The organism is Sphingomonas molluscorum (genome assembly GCF_039522995.1).
Taxonomy (GTDB): Bacteria; Pseudomonadota; Alphaproteobacteria; order Sphingomonadales; family Sphingomonadaceae; genus Sphingomonas; species Sphingomonas molluscorum.
Genome location: NZ_BAAAEL010000006.1, coordinates 100,165 through 115,836 on the forward strand (window position 1 = coordinate 100,165; position 15,672 = coordinate 115,836).

Annotated in this window: 12 protein-coding genes and 1 tRNA gene; 6 read left to right on the forward strand and 7 right to left on the reverse strand. The window is 69.1% G+C overall.

Annotation, left to right across the window (positions count from 1 at the left end):
• Window positions 1-61 precede the first annotated feature (61 nt).
• Complete coding sequence (locus ABDZ92_RS08290; protein WP_125962064.1) at window positions 62-1,156, forward strand: LacI family DNA-binding transcriptional regulator; 1,095 nt, start codon at window positions 62-64, stop codon at window positions 1,154-1,156.
• Window positions 1,157-1,216: 60 nt separating this feature from the next.
• On the opposite strand, the gene xylB is transcribed toward ABDZ92_RS08290, so the two are convergent.
• Together xylB and ABDZ92_RS08300 are read right to left on the reverse strand one after the other, a co-directional pair.
• Window positions 1,217-2,002, reverse strand: coding sequence for a D-xylose 1-dehydrogenase (gene xylB / locus ABDZ92_RS08295; RefSeq protein WP_206432250.1), 786 nt, complete (start codon window positions 2,000-2,002; stop codon window positions 1,217-1,219).
• Between the two features lie 33 nt (window positions 2,003-2,035).
• On the reverse strand, window positions 2,036-3,187 hold the full coding sequence (locus tag ABDZ92_RS08300) for a fumarylacetoacetate hydrolase family protein (RefSeq protein WP_125962062.1): 1,152 nt from the start codon (window positions 3,185-3,187) through the stop codon (window positions 2,036-2,038).
• Window positions 3,188-3,339: 152 nt separating this feature from the next.
• Here ABDZ92_RS08300 and ABDZ92_RS08305 point away from each other — a divergent pair, with 152 nt between their 5' ends.
• The gene (locus tag ABDZ92_RS08305; protein WP_125962061.1) at window positions 3,340-4,905 is read left to right on the forward strand and encodes a carboxylesterase/lipase family protein; all 1,566 of its coding nucleotides are present in this window, start codon (window positions 3,340-3,342) and stop codon (window positions 4,903-4,905) included.
• On the opposite strand, the gene ABDZ92_RS08310 is transcribed toward ABDZ92_RS08305, so the two are convergent.
• Window positions 4,902-5,786, reverse strand: a complete 885-nt coding sequence (locus tag ABDZ92_RS08310) for a diacylglycerol/lipid kinase family protein (protein WP_125962060.1) — start codon at window positions 5,784-5,786, stop codon at window positions 4,902-4,904. The two genes, ABDZ92_RS08305 and ABDZ92_RS08310, sit on opposite strands and share 4 nt — an antisense overlap.
• Before the next feature lie 92 nt (window positions 5,787-5,878).
• Between ABDZ92_RS08310 and hemB the strand changes: the two genes are divergently transcribed.
• Together hemB and ABDZ92_RS08320 are read left to right on the forward strand one after the other, a co-directional pair.
• Window positions 5,879-6,871: a porphobilinogen synthase gene (hemB, locus tag ABDZ92_RS08315; protein ID WP_125962059.1), complete on the forward strand. Its 993-nt coding sequence runs from the start codon at window positions 5,879-5,881 to the stop codon at window positions 6,869-6,871.
• 75 nt (window positions 6,872-6,946) lie between these two features.
• Window positions 6,947-9,178 carry a fused MFS/spermidine synthase gene (locus tag ABDZ92_RS08320; RefSeq protein ID WP_125962058.1) on the forward strand — a complete coding sequence of 744 codons (2,232 nt, stop codon included), beginning with the start codon at window positions 6,947-6,949 and terminating at the stop codon, window positions 9,176-9,178.
• A gap of 6 nt (window positions 9,179-9,184) precedes the next feature.
• Here the strand turns inward: ABDZ92_RS08320 and ABDZ92_RS08325 are convergent, their stop codons facing one another.
• Window positions 9,185-9,676: a hypothetical protein gene (locus tag ABDZ92_RS08325; protein WP_125962057.1), complete on the reverse strand. Its 492-nt coding sequence runs from the start codon at window positions 9,674-9,676 to the stop codon at window positions 9,185-9,187.
• 83 nt (window positions 9,677-9,759) lie between these two features.
• Here ABDZ92_RS08325 and ABDZ92_RS08330 point away from each other — a divergent pair.
• Window positions 9,760-9,836, forward strand: a tRNA-Arg gene (locus tag ABDZ92_RS08330).
• A 57-nt stretch (window positions 9,837-9,893) separates the two neighbouring features.
• Here the strand turns inward: ABDZ92_RS08330 and ABDZ92_RS08335 are convergent.
• Both ABDZ92_RS08335 and ABDZ92_RS08340 read right to left on the reverse strand, forming a co-directional pair.
• A complete protein-coding gene (locus tag ABDZ92_RS08335; protein WP_125962056.1) occupies window positions 9,894-11,126 on the reverse strand; it encodes an NAD(P)/FAD-dependent oxidoreductase in 1,233 nt (410 codons plus the stop codon).
• A gap of 79 nt (window positions 11,127-11,205) precedes the next feature.
• Window positions 11,206-12,108 carry an ROK family protein gene (locus ABDZ92_RS08340; protein ID WP_125962098.1) on the reverse strand — a complete coding sequence of 301 codons (903 nt, stop codon included), beginning with the start codon at window positions 12,106-12,108 and terminating at the stop codon, window positions 11,206-11,208.
• A gap of 373 nt (window positions 12,109-12,481) precedes the next feature.
• On the opposite strand from ABDZ92_RS08340, the gene ABDZ92_RS08345 reads away from it, so the two are divergent.
• Complete coding sequence (locus ABDZ92_RS08345; RefSeq protein ID WP_125962055.1) at window positions 12,482-13,705, forward strand: ROK family transcriptional regulator; 1,224 nt, start codon at window positions 12,482-12,484, stop codon at window positions 13,703-13,705.
• On the opposite strand, the gene ABDZ92_RS08350 is transcribed toward ABDZ92_RS08345, so the two are convergent.
• On the reverse strand, window positions 13,702-15,660 hold the full coding sequence (locus tag ABDZ92_RS08350; protein ID WP_125962054.1) for a glycoside hydrolase family 84 protein: 1,959 nt from the start codon (window positions 15,658-15,660) through the stop codon (window positions 13,702-13,704). The two genes, ABDZ92_RS08345 and ABDZ92_RS08350, sit on opposite strands and share 4 nt — an antisense overlap.
• Window positions 15,661-15,672 lie beyond the last annotated feature (12 nt).

The following is a 15,672-nucleotide window of genomic DNA, read 5'->3' on the forward strand; positions in this document are numbered from 1 at the left end:
TGCGTTCGCAACCCTTTCTGGGCTTGGCGGCGGCTGCCGCAGATGCTTCATCAGCCGCAACATGCGAGAGAGCAACAGGAAACCCAGGGCGCGGAGCGCTCGCCAGAGCGGCGCGCCGACGATCTCGGACGTCGCGGCGCGCGCCGGGGTTTCCACCATGACGGTCTCGCGCGTCATCAACGGCGAAGGAAGTGTCCGGGACACCACTCGGGAGACGGTGGTTCAGGCGATTTCCGACCTGAACTATGCGCCCAACCGGGCGGCGCGCAGCCTGGCGGGGGCCGCGCAGCTTCGGATGGCGCTGCTCTACAGCAATCCCAGCGCCGCCTATCTCAGCGAGTTCCTGGTCGGGAGCGTCGACCAGGCCGGGCGCAGCGACATCCAGCTGGTGGTGGAGAAATGCGAAGGCGACGGCGACGAGCGGCGCGTGGTGCAGCGGCTCGTCGCTGGCATCGACGGCATCATCCTCCCCCCTCCGCTGTGCGATTCGCGCGCGGTGCTGGACTATCTGGCGGAAGAGGGCGTCCCGACCGTGGTCGTGGCGACGGGAAAGCCACCGGAGGACGCCACTGCGGTCTCCATCGACGACCGTGCCGCCGCCCATGCGATGACGCGGCACCTGCTGTCGCTCGGCCATGCCCGCATCGGCTTTATCATCGGCAATCCGAACCAGACCGCCAGCGCCCTGCGGCTGGAGGGGTATCGCGCCGCGCTGGCGGAAGCGGGCATCCCGCACGATCCGGCACTCGAGGTGGCGGCGCTCTTCACCTATCGGTCCGGTCTCGATGCGGCCGAGACCCTGCTCGACTTGCAGCCCCGGCCGACGGCGGTCTTCGCGAGCAACGACGACATGGCCGCAGCCACGGTCGCCGTGGCGCACCGCCGCGGGCTGGACGTGCCGGGTGACCTGACGGTCTGCGGGTTTGACGACAGCGCGCTTGCGACCACCATCTGGCCGGAGCTCACCACGATCCATCAACCGATCGCGGACATGTCGCGTGCCGCAGTGGACCTGCTTGCCGAACGGATCCGTGCGCGCCGCGCCGGAAACGGGGAGGCGGCTCGCCGCCTCGTCCTCGACTACACCCTGATCCGGCGCCAGTCCGATGCCTCGCCGCGCAAGCGGCCGCGCGTCGTGGTTCGCGCCGGGCGATAGCAAAAGGGGCCCGGACGCTTCGCATCCAGGCCCCCTCCGTTCCACCTGCTTGATGACGCCTCAGCGCCAGCCGGCGTCGATGAAATAGTCGTGGCCCGTGCACATCCGGGCATCGTCGGACGCCAGGAACAGCACCAGGGCTGCCACGTCCGAGGGCTGGATGCGGCCGTTCAGGCATTGGCCCGCAATGATCTCAGCCTCGCCTTCGGGCGTGTACCAGCGCTCCTGCCGGGGCGTCTGGACGTTGCCGGGAACGATGGTGTTCACGCGGATGTTCTCACGACCCAGGTCGCGGGCCAGGCTGCGCGTGAGCCCCTCGATCGCCGCCTTGGAGGTCTGGTAGAGCACCAGTTCGGGCAGCGCGAGGTGCCAGCTGATCGAACCGAAGTTCAGGATCACGCCGCCGCCGTTCCGCTTCATCGCCGGAGCCACCGCCTGCGCGGCGAAAAACTGGTGGCGCAGGTTCACCGCCAGCCGCTCGTCCCAATATTCCGGGGTGACCTGCTCCACCGTATGACGATCGTCATTGCCGGCATTGTTGATCAGGATGTCGACGCCGCCGAGCTCGGCTTCCATCTCCGCAAAGCAGGCGCGCAGCGCCGCGATGTCGGTCAGGTCGCAGCGGAAGAAGCGCGGGGCATGCTCCGCGTCCTGCGAAAGGCGCGCGACCAGCTGCTGGCTCGCTTCTTGGGCGATATCGACGAAGGCGACGCGTGCACCCTGGGCCACGAACGCTTCGGTCAGCCCTTTGCCGATCCCCGAGCCGCCGCCGGTGACGATCACCCGCTTGTTCTTCAGGCTTGGGTAGATCGCCCGCCGTTCGGCCGTACTCGTTTGCTGCAACACGGAAATCCTTCTCAACTGATGTTCTAGCGGCGCTCAGCGGGCGAGCAGGCCGCGCTGCGCCAGGTTCTGCATCAGGGCACCGATGCCCTGGCTCCACGGCGCTGCCGCCTTGGAGGTGGTGACCGTGTTCACCAGCGTGCCCAGCCGGGCGCTCGCGATCGTCACCTGGTCGCCGACCTTGTGGGTGAAGCCCCGACCCGGCGCATCGCGGTCCTGGGTGGGCGCGAACAGCGTCCCCAGGAACAGCACCAGGCCATCGGGATACTGATGCTCGCTCATCGCCTGGGCAAGCAGCGTCTCGGGGTCGCGGCTGATCTCGCGCATCGTGCTGTAGCCGTCGAGCGTGTAGCCGTCGGCGCCCTCGATCCGCAGCGTCACTTCGGCCGCACGCACGTCGTCGATGCCGAAGCCGTCGTCGAACAGCCGGATGAACGGCCCGAGCGAGCAGGACGCATTGTTGTCCTTGGCCTTGCCGAGCAGCAGGGCGGAGCGGCCCTCGAAATCGCGCAGGTTGACGTCGTTGCCCAGGATCGCGCCGACCGCACGGCCGTTCGCGTCGGCAAGCAGCACGACCTCGGGCTCCGGGTTGTTCCAGGTCGAATCGGAACGGACGCCGACCTCGGCGCCCCAGCCGACGGTGGAAAGCACCGGCGCCTTGGTGAAGATCTCGGCATCCGGGCCGATCGCGACCTCCAGATACTGGGACCAGAGGCCATCGGCAATCAGCGCATCCTTCAGCACCGCAGCCTCGGCAGAACCCGGCACTACCGAGCGGATGCTGCCGCCCAGCGCACTTTCCAGGCGCGTGCGGACTTCGGCGGCGCGCTCATGGTCGCCGCGCGCACCTTCCTCGATCACCCGCTCCAGCGCGGAGACCGCAAAGGTCACGCCCGCGGCCTTGACGCACTGCAGGTCGATTGGGCTGAGCAGCCGCACGGCCGCGTCGGCATCGGGCGAGAGGCCCAGCGTCTCCAGGTCGCCGATCGCTTCGCCGCCGGTCGCATCCGTCACGCCCTGTGCGACCAGTGCGGACACGGTGGGGGCCACGCGCGCCATGTCGTGGACGATGCCGTCCTTGATCAGCACGGGGGAGGGGCCGTCGCCGCGATCGATGCGGCCGAGCAAGGTGGCGCTGCGCCAGTCAGCCGGCAGCGCGCCGAGAATCGAGTGCTGAGTTTCTGTCATGTCCTCTCCGTCCCTGTTAGCGGTATCGTTCACGGTGAAGCGGTCCGTCAAGTGAGCGATGGTGCCGATGCGTCATCCTCCGGCCCGGGCGCTCTGCCACATCCGCAGTTCGCCCCCTTGCGGGGCTTTCGTCGATGGCCCAGCTTTGCGCGATGAGATGGAAGCGTCTGCTGCCGTTGCTTCAGGGCGAGTTGGTCTATCCCGGGCGGGTGTCGCACCTCGTCCAGGCGCCCGATGCGAGGCGGGAAACCGTTCGGATCGCGTCCGGTCTCCTGTCGGGCGTCGCGGCGGCGCACGGCCGGGCGTTCCTCGGCATTCCCTATGCGGCGCCGCCGGTGGGCGCGCTTCGCTGGCGTGCGCCGCAGCCCGTCGAGCCGTGGCAGGGTGAGCGGGATGCGACCCATACCGGGTCGCCCGCGGTCCAGAGCGTCGGCCAGGGCCGGTTCGCCCCCGTCGCAGGGAGCGAGGACTGCCTGTATCTGAACGTCTATACACCGCCGGGAACTGCCCCGATCAGGGGCTGGCCGGTGATGGTCTTCCTCCACGGGGGCGCCTTCTCGCTGGGCGCCGCAGACAATTACGACCCCAGCTTGCTGGCGACGGAGCAGCAGGTGGTGGTGGTCGCGCCCAACTACCGGATGGGCGCCTTCGGCTTTCTCGCGCATCCCGCGCTTGCTGCCGAGCAGCCGGACGGCGGGTCGGGCAACTTCGGACTGCTCGATCAGCAGGCGGCCCTCCGCTGGGTTCGCGACAACGTCGCCGCCTTCGGGGGAAACCCGGGGGAGGTGACGCTGTTCGGCGAGTCCGCCGGGGCCTGGAGCACCTCCTACCAGATGCTTTCACCGGGAGCGGCGGGACTGTTCCACCGCGCCATCCTGCAAAGCGGCGTGGCGGTGGACCCGCTCTCCACCGTAGCAGCCGCGGAGGCTCAGGCGGACGGCGAGGTTTTCGCGGAACGGTTCGACGCGGGCGGCCGCTATGCGTTCGATCGGCTGCGGGCGCTGCCTGCCGCCGACATCGCGCGCGCAGCCCCCATCCGGCGCGGCATCCTCGGTCCGGGGAGCTGGGGTCCGGTCTCGGGCGACGCGGTGATCCCGGAGGAGCCCGCGCGCGCCTTCGCGGAGGGGCGCTATCGGCCGGTGCCGGTGATCGTCGGCACCAACAGCGACGAGGGGCGGGTGTTCGGCCTCGGCATCCTCAGTCGCGCGGATTTCGAGGCGCGCGTGCGCGCGGACTGGGGCAGGGACGCCGATGCCGTGCTCGCCCGCTATCCCGCCTGGACCCGCAGCGAGGCGCAGCTTGCCTTCGCTTCCCTGATTACCGACGCACGTTTTGCGCATCCGGCGGATCGCATGCGACGGCTGCTTGCCGGCCGCGCGCCCGTCTACGGCTATCGGTTCGACGACATCGAGGCGCCGTTCACCATCCCGCATCCCTGGGCGCCGATGGCGATGCGCGCCTATCATGCAGGCGAGATCGCCTATGTGTTCGGCACCCGCTGGGTACTCGCCAATCCCGCGCGCTTCACCCCTGCACAGGCCCGGCTTGCGCGGCGGATGCGCGATCTCTGGGGCGCGTTCGCGCGGGGCGAGGCACTGCCCCACTGGCCGCCATTCACCCGCTCCGAGCCGGTCGTGCGCGTGTTCTCCCCGGAAGGGGACCGCACGGAGACCGACTTCGCCACACGCTACCGCTGCGACTTTTGGGAGGCCAGCTAGGCTGACGCGGGCGCCATCACCCGGATCACGCCTGCGGCGATTTGGGCGGTCACCGGCGTCTTCGCCAGCACCTCGCCGTCGATCGAGATCGGCAAGGGCGGATCGGTCGCGATCCGCAGTTCGCGGGCGTGGAAGGTGACGGTGTCGTCGCGGCGGGAGTCGAGCCCCAGCACGGTCGCGCCCCAGTTGCGGAGCAGCCCACGGCGGCCGTTTCGGGCCACCGCCTGAACGATGATCTCTCCGCTGTCGAGCCGTGCCTCCTCGATCAGTTCGACGCCGCCGTGGAACCGGCCGTTGGAGATGCGGACCTCCGTCGCCGACAGCCGCTTGGCATCCGCACCTTCGCCGATCACCAGTTCGAACGGGCGGAAACGGACGAATTGCAGCGTCGCCCAGGCGAGATAGCCGGCGCGACCGAACCAGCGCTTGAGCTTGTGCGGGATGGTGCTGGCGATCTGGGGCGAGATGCCGATCGCCGCGCAATTGGCGAAATAATCGCCGTCGATCATTCCCAGGTCGATCCGGCGCGGCGTGCCGTTTCGCAGCACCTCCACCGCGCCCTCGATCTCCAACGGAATGCCCAGGGTCCGGGCGAAGCTGTTGGCGGTGCCGAGCGGCAGCACGCCCAGGATCGTGTCCGTGCCCACCAGATGGTCCACCAGGCTGCTGATCGTGCCGTCGCCGCCGCCCAGGATCAGCAGGTCCGGCTTTCGTGCCATCGCCCGGTCCACCGTCTCGTGCAGCCGCTTGGGATCATCGACCGGATGCGGCGCCACTTCGAAGGGCAGGCCGGACAGGGCGGCACATGCCTGGTCGAATTGATCCTGCCCGGTGCGGGACTGCGTATTGACGACCAGCGCGGCCGAGCGGATCTTGTCCATGCACCCTCAACGCGCAAAGGGGCCGCCGGATGCACGCGGGGTTGCGTGGCCTGCGCTTGCGCACCGCCGGAGCTTGGCCCACACAGCGGGGCATGTCTATCGCCGCGTATCCCGCCCTCCGCCTTCGTCGTACCCGCGCCGCCGACTGGAGTCGCCGGCTGCATGCCGAAACGGTGCTGACGCCTGCCGACCTGATCTGGCCGCTGTTCATCACGGAAGGGGAAGGGGAGGAGCCGATCGCCGCATTGCCCGGCGTGTCGCGCTGGTCGATGGCCGGGCTGGTCGAGCGGGCGCGCGAGGCGCGCGACCTCGGCATCCCCTGCCTCGCGCTGTTCCCGAACACGCCCGCCCATTTGCGCACCGATCTGGGGGAGGAATCCTATAACGCGAACAACCTGATGTGCCGCGCAATCGCGACCATCAAGGATGCGGTGCCCGAAGTCGGGCTGCTGACCGATGTCGCGCTCGATCCCTATACGACCCATGGCCATGACGGTCTGGTGGACGATCGCGGCTATGTCATGAACGATGCGACCGCGGAACAGCTGGTCCGCCAGGCACTGGCGCAGGCACGCGCCGGGGCGGACATCATCGCGCCCTCCGACATGATGGACGGCCGGATCGGCCTGATCCGCGACGCGCTCGAGGGCGACGGCCACCACAACGTCCAGATCATGGCCTATGCCGCCAAATACGCCAGCGGCTTCTACGGTCCGTTCCGCGACGCGGTCGGCTCGCGCGGGCTGCTGAAGGGTGACAAGAAGACCTACCAGATGGACCCCGCCAACGCCGAAGAGGCGCTGCGGGAGGTTTCGCTGGATCTTTCCGAAGGCGCCGATAGCGTGATGGTGAAGCCGGGGCTGCCGTACCTCGACATCATCGCCCGGGTGAAGAGCAGCTTCGAAGTGCCTGTTTTTGCGTACCAAGTGTCGGGAGAATACGCGATGATCGAGGCGGCTGCCGCGGTCGGCGCGGGGGACCGCGACGCCCTGGTGCTGGAAACGCTAATGGCGTTCAAGCGCGCGGGCTGCACCGGCGTCCTGACCTACCATGCGGCGCATGCTGCCCGATTGCTCGGCGCGTGATCTGAACCGCGTGCGTTTGCGTACCCGAAGCGCCGACCGGATTACCGGCATGGACTTGTTGCCTGGGGAGCGGCGGTGACCCAGCCGGCGTTTCCGCGCCCCGGCCCCGCGCGCGCGCTCTTCGCGCTGACGATCCTCACCGGATCGTTCCTGCTGTTCCTGGTCCAGCCGATGGTCGCGCGCATGGCGTTGCCGCGGCTGGGCGGCGCTCCCGCCGTCTGGAACTCGGCGATGCTGGTCTATCAGGCGCTGCTGCTCGGCGGCTACGCCTATGCGCACTGGCTCGCCCATCGCCGGCCCCGTACGCAGGCGCTGACCCACCTCTCGGTTCTGGCCCTCGCTGCCTTGTGGCTTCCGATCGGCCTGTCGGCGATGCGCCTACCGGCTGGCGCGGAGCCGGGGCTCTGGGTGCCGTGGCTGCTCGGCGCCTCGATCGGCCCGCTGTTCTTCGCCGTTTCGGCCCAGGCTCCGCTGATGCAGCGCTGGTACTCGACGGCAACCGGCGGGCGGGACCCCTATGCGCTCTACGCCGCCTCCAACGTGGGCAGCTTTGCCGGGCTGCTCGCCTATCCGCTGCTGGTCGAGCCCAAGCTCGCGCTAGCGGGGCAGAGCTGGCTCTGGACCGCCGGCTATCTCTTCCTCGTCCTGCTGGTGTTTGCCTGCGCGCTGCTGCTGCCGCGCAGCGGTCCGGCCGCCCACCGTGCGCCGCTGACCAGCCCGGCGCCCACACGCGCCCGCTTGTGGTGGTGGATCGCACTCGCGTTCGTGCCCTCGGGCCTGATGATTGAGACGTCGAGCTATCTCACGACGGATATCGTCGCGGTGCCGCTGCTCTGGGTGCTGCCGCTCGGCCTCTATCTCCTGAGCTTCACCGTCGCCTTTGCCGCGCGGCGTGGCCTCGCCAATTTCCTCACGCGCTACGCACCCGTGGCGGTGCTGGTGTTCGGCACGATGGTGATCGCCGGCCACCACGGAAACGCCGCGGCCAACGCCGCCGTGGCGCTGCTGCTGCTGTTCGTGGTGTCGGTCGCCCTCCACAGCTGCATGTACGAGAACCGGCCTGCGCCAGAGCGGCTTACCGGCTTCTATCTCGCCATGTCCGTCGGCGGCGCGCTCGGCGGGGTGTTCGCCGGGCTGGTCGCACCCGTGCTGTTCGATTGGACCTATGAGTTCCCGCTGCTGATCCTGGCAGCGGGCGTGCTGGTGCCCCAGCAGTTCCTGTTGCCGATCACGGCGCAGCTTTGGAGGGAAGGGCGTGCCCGGCGCCGGATCATCGCTGCCGCGATGCTGGCAACGACAGCGTTCGCCGTGTGGCTCGGCCTCGACCATCAAGCCGGCTTGTCGGGCGGGGCTCGCCAGGGGATCGTGTTCGTGGCGCTCGCTTTGCTCGGGCTGTTTGCGATCGGGGTGCGGCCGGTATTCGCTGGCGTGCTGGCCGGCGCCCTGTTCCTCTTCGGTGTTTACGACGCGCTGCGGCTGTCGGCGATTCCCGGCGCCCGCACGCGGAGCTACTTCGGCGTCTACACCATCACCGAACGACCCGAGGCGCGTGATCTCGCCCACGGCACGACCCTTCATGGCGTCCAGTTGCTCGGCAGCGAGGCGCGGCTGCGCCAGCCGACGACCTATTACGTTCCCGGCTCCGGCGTGGGGCAAGCGATGCGCGCGCTCCCGGCGCTGTTCGGAAGCCACGCCCGCGTGGGCGTCGTCGGCCTCGGCACCGGCACGCTCGCCTGTTACGCGCGTCCCGGCCAGCGCTGGCGCTTCTATGAGATCGATCCGGCGGTGGTCCGCATTGCCAGCGATCCGCGCCGCTTCAGCTTCCTCGACCGCTGCCTGCCCGGCGCCGATATCAAGCTCGGCGACGCGCGGCTCTCGCTCGCCGACGAGCGGAGCAGCGACCTCGACCTGCTGGTGCTCGACGCCTTCACCTCCGACGCGGTGCCGCTGCACCTCATGACGCGCGAGGCGTTCGAGACCTATGCCCGCGTGCTCGCGGCCGACGGGCTGCTGCTGCTGCACACTTCCAACCGCTATCTCGCAATGGAACAGGTGGTTGCCGCGACCGTCGCTGGCACCGGCTGGAAGGCCGCTGCCTTCGAATACTTCCCGACGGAGGACGAGGCAGGGCAGGAGGCGACCGCATCGGAGTGGATCGTGCTCGGCCGCGGCGACAGCTTCGGCCGCCTCGTGCGCTCGGATGCCGGATGGCGTGCCCTCCGCCGCGAGCCGGGCCTTGCGCCCTGGACCGACGACTATGCCTCAATCGTGCCGGTGCTGCGCGGCGTCACGATCGACGCCAACTAGCCCGGATCAGGCGAGCAGCGCTTCGATCGTGCGGACCCGCTGCACCTGCGCATCGGCGCGCTCGCGGCCGCTCTTCAACGCCGCGTCGAGGGCAGGGTAGGCGGGCTCGCCCGCGGCGGCGCGATCGATCGCCAGCCGCTCCAACTCCGCGATCGGCTGCTGGATCTCACTGCGGGCGACGTCCACCTCCGCCAGCGCCATCTGTGCGTCGAGCCAGCGCTCGCTGCCCTGTGCCGCGCCCTTTGCGGCACGCGCCAACTGCTCGGCACGATCGGCTGCCTTGCGGAAGGCGGTGTCTGCCGCATCAACCGCGGAAGTCAGCTTCGCGATCTGAGCGTCCAGCGCGGGATCGGGCGTCGCGACCGGCACCGGACGCTCCGGCTCGGCATCGCTCCGCTGCTCGATCGCGCGCGGCAGCAGCGAAGGAAAGTCGCCGCGTTCCTTGGCGCAACCGGAGGCGAGGAGAAGGACGACGAGCGGAAGGACGGGGCTACGCATGACGCGGGTCTAGGTCGTGCAGAAAAACTGCGCAACGGGCTTGCGTCCCCCAGAAGCCGCGCCTATTAGGCCACCTCCACCGGGCGCCCGTAGCTCAGCTGGATAGAGCATCAGACTACGAATCTGAGGGTCGGACGTTCGAATCGTTCCGGGCGCGCCATCGAAAGCCCTGCCAGGCATCAGCCCGGCAGGGCTTTTGTGTATCTGGCCGAAAACGTCAGCCCTGTGCCAGCGCCTTGAGCGGCGTGCCCGTGTCGGCCAGGGCCGCGGGGTCCGCGATCGTTCCGGCCACCACCAGCGCACGGCCCTGCACATAGTCCCGCGTCGCGTTTACGCAGTCCAGCGCCACCACCCGGCCTTCGCGCAAATAGACCAGCGAGAAGCTGCGCGACGCCGGCTCCCCGCGCGCGATCAGCGCGTCATGACCGGCCGACAGACCGACCGTCTGCAGCTTCAGGTCATACTGGTTCGACCAGAACCACGGAACGGCATGATAGGGCGCGGGGTCGTCGAGGATCGCGCGCACCGCGGTAGTCGCCATGTCGTTCGCGTTCTGCACGGACTCCAGCCGGATGGGCAGCCCGTCGGCAAAGGCGTTGGCGTGAAGCGCGCAGTCGCCGATCGCATGGACATGGCGCAGCGAGGTGCGGCAGTGCGCGTCGACGGCCACGCCATTGCCGCCCTCCGCGCCGGCTGCAAGCAGCGGCTGCACCGCCGGCACGATGCCGATGCCGACGATCACCATCTCCGCCGGCAGCACTTCTCCGTCCGCCAGCCGAACGCCGGCCGCCCTCCCGTCTCGTTCCTCGATGCAGGCGACACGCGCGCCCAGCCGGACGTCCACGCCATGGGCGCGATGTTCCGCCTCGTAGAAGCGCGACAGCGGCTCCCCCGCGACGCGCGCGAGGACCCGGTCCTGGGTCTCCAGGACGGTCACCTGCTTGCCGAGCTTCGTCAGCACCGCCGCCGCTTCCAACCCGATATAGCCGCCGCCGATCACCACCACCTTCGCGGTCGTCGGCAGTTCGTGGATCAGCCGGTCCACGTCCGCACGGCTGCGTACCGAGTGCACGCCCGCCAGGTCATGACCGGTGCAGCTCAGCGAGCGCGCATGGCCGCCCGCCGCCCAGATGAGCGTGCCATAGTGGACCGTCGTGCCATCATCGCACGCGACGCTGCGCGCAGCCGGATCGACCGCCGTCACCCGCCGCCCGGTCCGCATCGTCACCGCGCGTTCTTCCCAGAAGGCGGGCGGGCGGATCAGCAGCCGCTCGAACGGCTTCTCGCCGGCGAGATATTCCTTCGAAAGCGGGGGCCGCTCATAGGGCAGTTCCGGCTCCTCGCCGACGATGGCGACGGTGCCCGCGAACTTGCGCTGGCGCAGCGCGATCGCGGCCTGTGCCCCTCCGTGTCCGGCCCCGACGATCAGGATATCGAAGCGGTCGGTCACGGCAGAATTCTCCGGCTGGGTGCGAAGGCCGCCCTATAGCCCGGCCGACGCACTTTGGGAGGGGGCGGGCGCCGCCGCGTCAGCCGGCAGTCGCCGCCACCGCGATCGCCCCCAACGGACCCGCCAGCGCACCCAGTGCCGGTGCCACGATATACGGCCCGTCGGAGGGAAGCTGCATATAGCCGCCCAGGCTCTCCAGCAGCGCGGCCTCGATGCGGGCGTGGAGGTGCGGCTGCCCGGACAGCACGCCGCCGCCGATCGCGATGCGCAACGGCCCGGTCGTGCAGACGAGGTCGTGGCACATCAGCGCCAGCGCGGAGACGATCGGCTCCCACACCGGGTCGTCGTTCGCGACTTCGGCCACCGGACGGCCGCCCAGCCGCGCGACCAGCGCGGTGCCGGAGGCGAGCCCCTCAATGCAGTCCGGATGATAGCGGCAGACGCTCTTCAGCGTATCGGACGGCAGCCGCGGCACGCGCAGATGGCCGATCTCGCTGTGGCTGATGCCGCGCGTGGGTCGGCCATGCACCACCAGCCCGACGCCGACCCCGGTCCCCACCGTCACATAGGCGAAGTCGTCCAGCCCCTGCGCGCAGCCCCAGCGGATCTCCGCAAGCGCGGCGCCGTTCACGTCCGTGTCGAAGGCAACCGGCACGTCGAACGGAGCGGACAGGGTGCCGAGCACATCGGCGCCCGGCCAGGCCGTCTTGTTCGTCGCCAGCACCTGACCATAGGTCGGCGAGAGCGGATTGATGTCGATCGGGCCGAACGATGCGATGCCGATGGCGCGGAACCCGTGCGTCCCGTGCCACTCGGCCAGGATGGCGAGGATCGCCGGCAGCGTCTCCGTCGGAACCGTCGTCGGCACCGTACGCTGATCCAGGATCGCATCCGGCCCATGGGCGATCGTGCAGATGCACTTGGTGCCGCCAAGCTCGATCCCCACCAGCGGAAGCGCCGGGGCGGTGGGCGTGTCGGTCATCATGCGTCGGCGTTCCCTTGCTGTGTCATTATGGGATGAGATGGTTGGCGCGCTGCCGCCATCAGGGTCAGCCGAAACATGGTTGATCTCTCCCCTTTGCTGCCGTCGTTCCCCGCGACGTGCCACGGCGCCTACGCTGTCGAGCGAATTAGTACATCAAATATCGTAACTCAACGGGTCACGCCGGCGGCGACAATGAAGCTGTCCCAAGCCTTTGTCTTCTGAAAGGTTGTATCCCGCGCCGGGTGCGGCATTAATGCCATGTTATCGATCACAGCCGGCAGACCGGCGAGCAGGAGAGGCAGATGCGTCCAGGGGCGGTTCGGTGTCGGCATTGGGTCCAAACTACCGGCCGGAAAGAGGATCCGTTCGCATGATGGAGAACTCGCCTGGTGCCCGTTTGTCCGGGACCAACCTGGAACGGGCTGCCGACCACAACCAGCGGGTGACGCTGCACGCGATCCGCGTCGGCGGGTCGCTGACGCGCGTGGACCTCGCAGGGATTACCGGGCTTACGCCGCCAGCCATCGCCAACATCACGCGGCGCCTGCTGCAGGATGGCCTGATCGAGGAAGCGGGGCAGCGGCGTGGCGGGCGCGGGCAGCCGCCGACGAAGCTCGTCGTCCGGCGCGATGCCTGTTACTCGATCGGCATCAACATCGACCGGGATCATATCACTATCGTGCTGGTCGACTTCTCCGGACGGATCCTCGCCCGGGTGTCGGAGGAGGTCGCGTTCGCGCTTCCCGATCACGTCCGCTCCCTCTACGTCCGCTCGATCGAGCGGATGCTGCAATCGGCGGACGTGCCCTCGTCGAAGCTGGTCGGCATCGGCGTCGCCGTGCCCGACGACCTGGAGTTGGTTGCGCTACCGGGGCGCCCTCCGGAATATGCCGCCTGGAACGGCATCGACATGGCCTCGCTGTTTACAGAGCCGTTCGACCTCCCGGTCTTTGTCGAGAATGACGCAGCGGCTGCGGCGAGCGGAGAGATGCAGCTGGGCCTTGGCCAGAAGTACAACAGCTTCTTCTACGTGCTGCTTTCGTCGGGACTCGGCGGGGGCTTCGTGGTGGATGGGGCCTATGTCCGCGGCGCCAACGGGCGCAGTGGCGAACTCGGCTTCATGCTGGCCCCGGACGGGAACGGCGGACGGGAGACGGTGCAGACCCTGGTCTCCCTGTCAGGCTTATCGCGGCATCTGGAGGCCGCCGGCTTCAGCCTGGCGGACATCATGCATCGCACCGAGCGCGCGCCCGAGGTGCAGGCCTGTGTCGACGCGTGGATCGAGGCGGCGGCACGGCGGCTGTGCACGCCGATGGCGGCGATCTGCTGCCTCATCAATCCGGCGACGGTGCTGGTAGGAGGGCGGCTTCCGACCGCCGTGGTGGAGCAGCTGGCAAACCGGGTGAACGCCCTGATGGAGGATCAGGCCGACGTGCTCCCGGCGATCGCGCCGGTCGCGCGTGCCGCCCTTTCCGAAGACGCGCCTGCGGTCGGGGCGGCGGTGCTGCCGTTCAGCCACTTCCTGCTGCCCAAGCCCGGCGCCTTGTGGAAGACGCCGGCCCTGGTCGGGGGAGAGGCGGCGACGGCGTTTTAGTCGCCAATCGCCGGCGAGCCCGGCACGTAGATCAGCGAAGGCGCTTCGGCCACGAACCGGTCGAGCACGTCGTCGGCGACCTTGATCGGCCCCTGCGGGCGCGTGGTGCCGGGGATCGTCTGCAACTTCTCGGCCTGGGCGGCGAGCGCCCGTGCCTGGGCGAAGAAGCCGGACGCGCGCGGGCTGCCCTGGTTCGCGGCCGAAAGCCCGCTCGTGGTCGCCTGGAGCGAACGTCCCCACAGCTGCAGCGCATCGAGCCAGGGCTGGCTCTGCGCAACGAACCCTTGGTCCGCTACCCCGGCCCGGATCGTGTCGGAGGCGGTGGCAAGTGCGTCCGCCGTCGCCTTCAACCGCTCCAGAGCCGCCTCACGCGCAGACGCATCGTCGCTGGTGATCGCATCGGTCACTTCGTCCAGCGTCGCCTTCAGGCGAGGCGCGGAGGGCTGCCAGGGCTGGCTGCCGAAGGTGGGGGCCAGGTGCTGCGCGTCGAAGAACACCATCAGCGCCTCGGTGGTGGCGGCATCGCCCGACGCCAGCATCCGTGCCGCCGCCTTCCAAGCCCGGTCGGCATCATAGCCGCGATCGTTCCACGCGAATGCGGCGCTGCCGAACACCGCGACGCGGCTCGGCGCCTCCTGGTTCATCGGGTTGGCCAGGATCCCGCTCAACTCGCCCGAAAGCCCCGCCTCGCGCCGCGCATAGGGTGCCATCAGCAGACGGCCGGTGGACTCGCCATAGTCGTTGACCGGATAATTGTCCCACAGCAGCGTCTTGCGGCCGAACGCCTTCGTCGCCGCCTTGGCGTCACCGATGGAGATCGCCGGCGGCACCACGTCGGTGCCCGTCCACTGCACGAACACGGCCGGGTCGACCTCCCGCAGCGCCGCCTTGTAGGGCGATTCGGTCGTATTGAAATATTCCGTGGGCACGATCATCAGTTCGGCCTGGTCGCCGTCCTTGGTCTTCAGCCAGCGGTAGATGGTGTTCGACAGGTTCGCCTGCGCCAGGCCCGCCGCACGCTGGCCCGGCTCGCCCAGCGCTGCGCGATCCTCGTCGCAATTCCACTTGGTATATTCGATGTCGTCGAACGCGATGTAGAAGGACCGCACGCCCATGGAGCTGAACACCTCGAACTTGCGCTGGAGCGCCTGCACGTCGGACGGCCGCGAGTAGCAGATCGATGGACCCGGCGAGATTGCATAGGTGAAGCGGACATGGTGACGCCGCGCCTGATTGATCAGCGTCTTGAGCGAATCGAGCGTCGCCTGCGGATAGGCCTCGCGCCACTTGTCGCGCGCGAAGGGGTCGTCCTTGGGACTGTAGACGTACGTGTTCGCCTTCACGCTGCCGAGGAAGTCGAGATGCCGGGCGCGGTCCTCCATCGACCAGGGCGCACCATAGAAGCCCTCGATCGTGCCCCGGATCGCCATTGCGGGCCGGTCGGTAATGGAGACCGCGGGCATGGTCCCACGCGCGGTCAGCTGCCGCAGCGTCTGCGCCGCATAGTAGAGGCCGTCCGCGTCCTGCCCGGCCAGCACGACCAGCGCGCCGTCTCCGTGCGCGCCGCTCAGCAAGGCATAGCCCTCGCGCTGATCCGGCAGGGTGCCGCCAAGGCGCGAGATGGCCGTGCGGACGGGAGCCGAGCGGGCGGTGCCGATCACCACGACGGTGCCGTCGGATTTCGTCGGGAGGGCGCGGGCGGTTCCGACCTTCTCCACACCGGCAGCGGCCAGTGCGCTGCGGACCAGCGCCAGCGTTTCCGCATCCGCCGTATCCGCGCCCACGATCGTCGCGTCCTTACCAAGCTCCAGCGCTGCGCCCGTCAGGCGCATCGAGACCGGCTGCGGGAAAACCGCAGGAAGCGTCCCCTGGGGCGCAGCCGATGCGGCAGCCGGAAGCAGCGCGGCGGCTGCGGTGGCGAGGAAAATCGATCGGGGGAGGCGGGTCTGAGGCACTTTGGTCTCCGA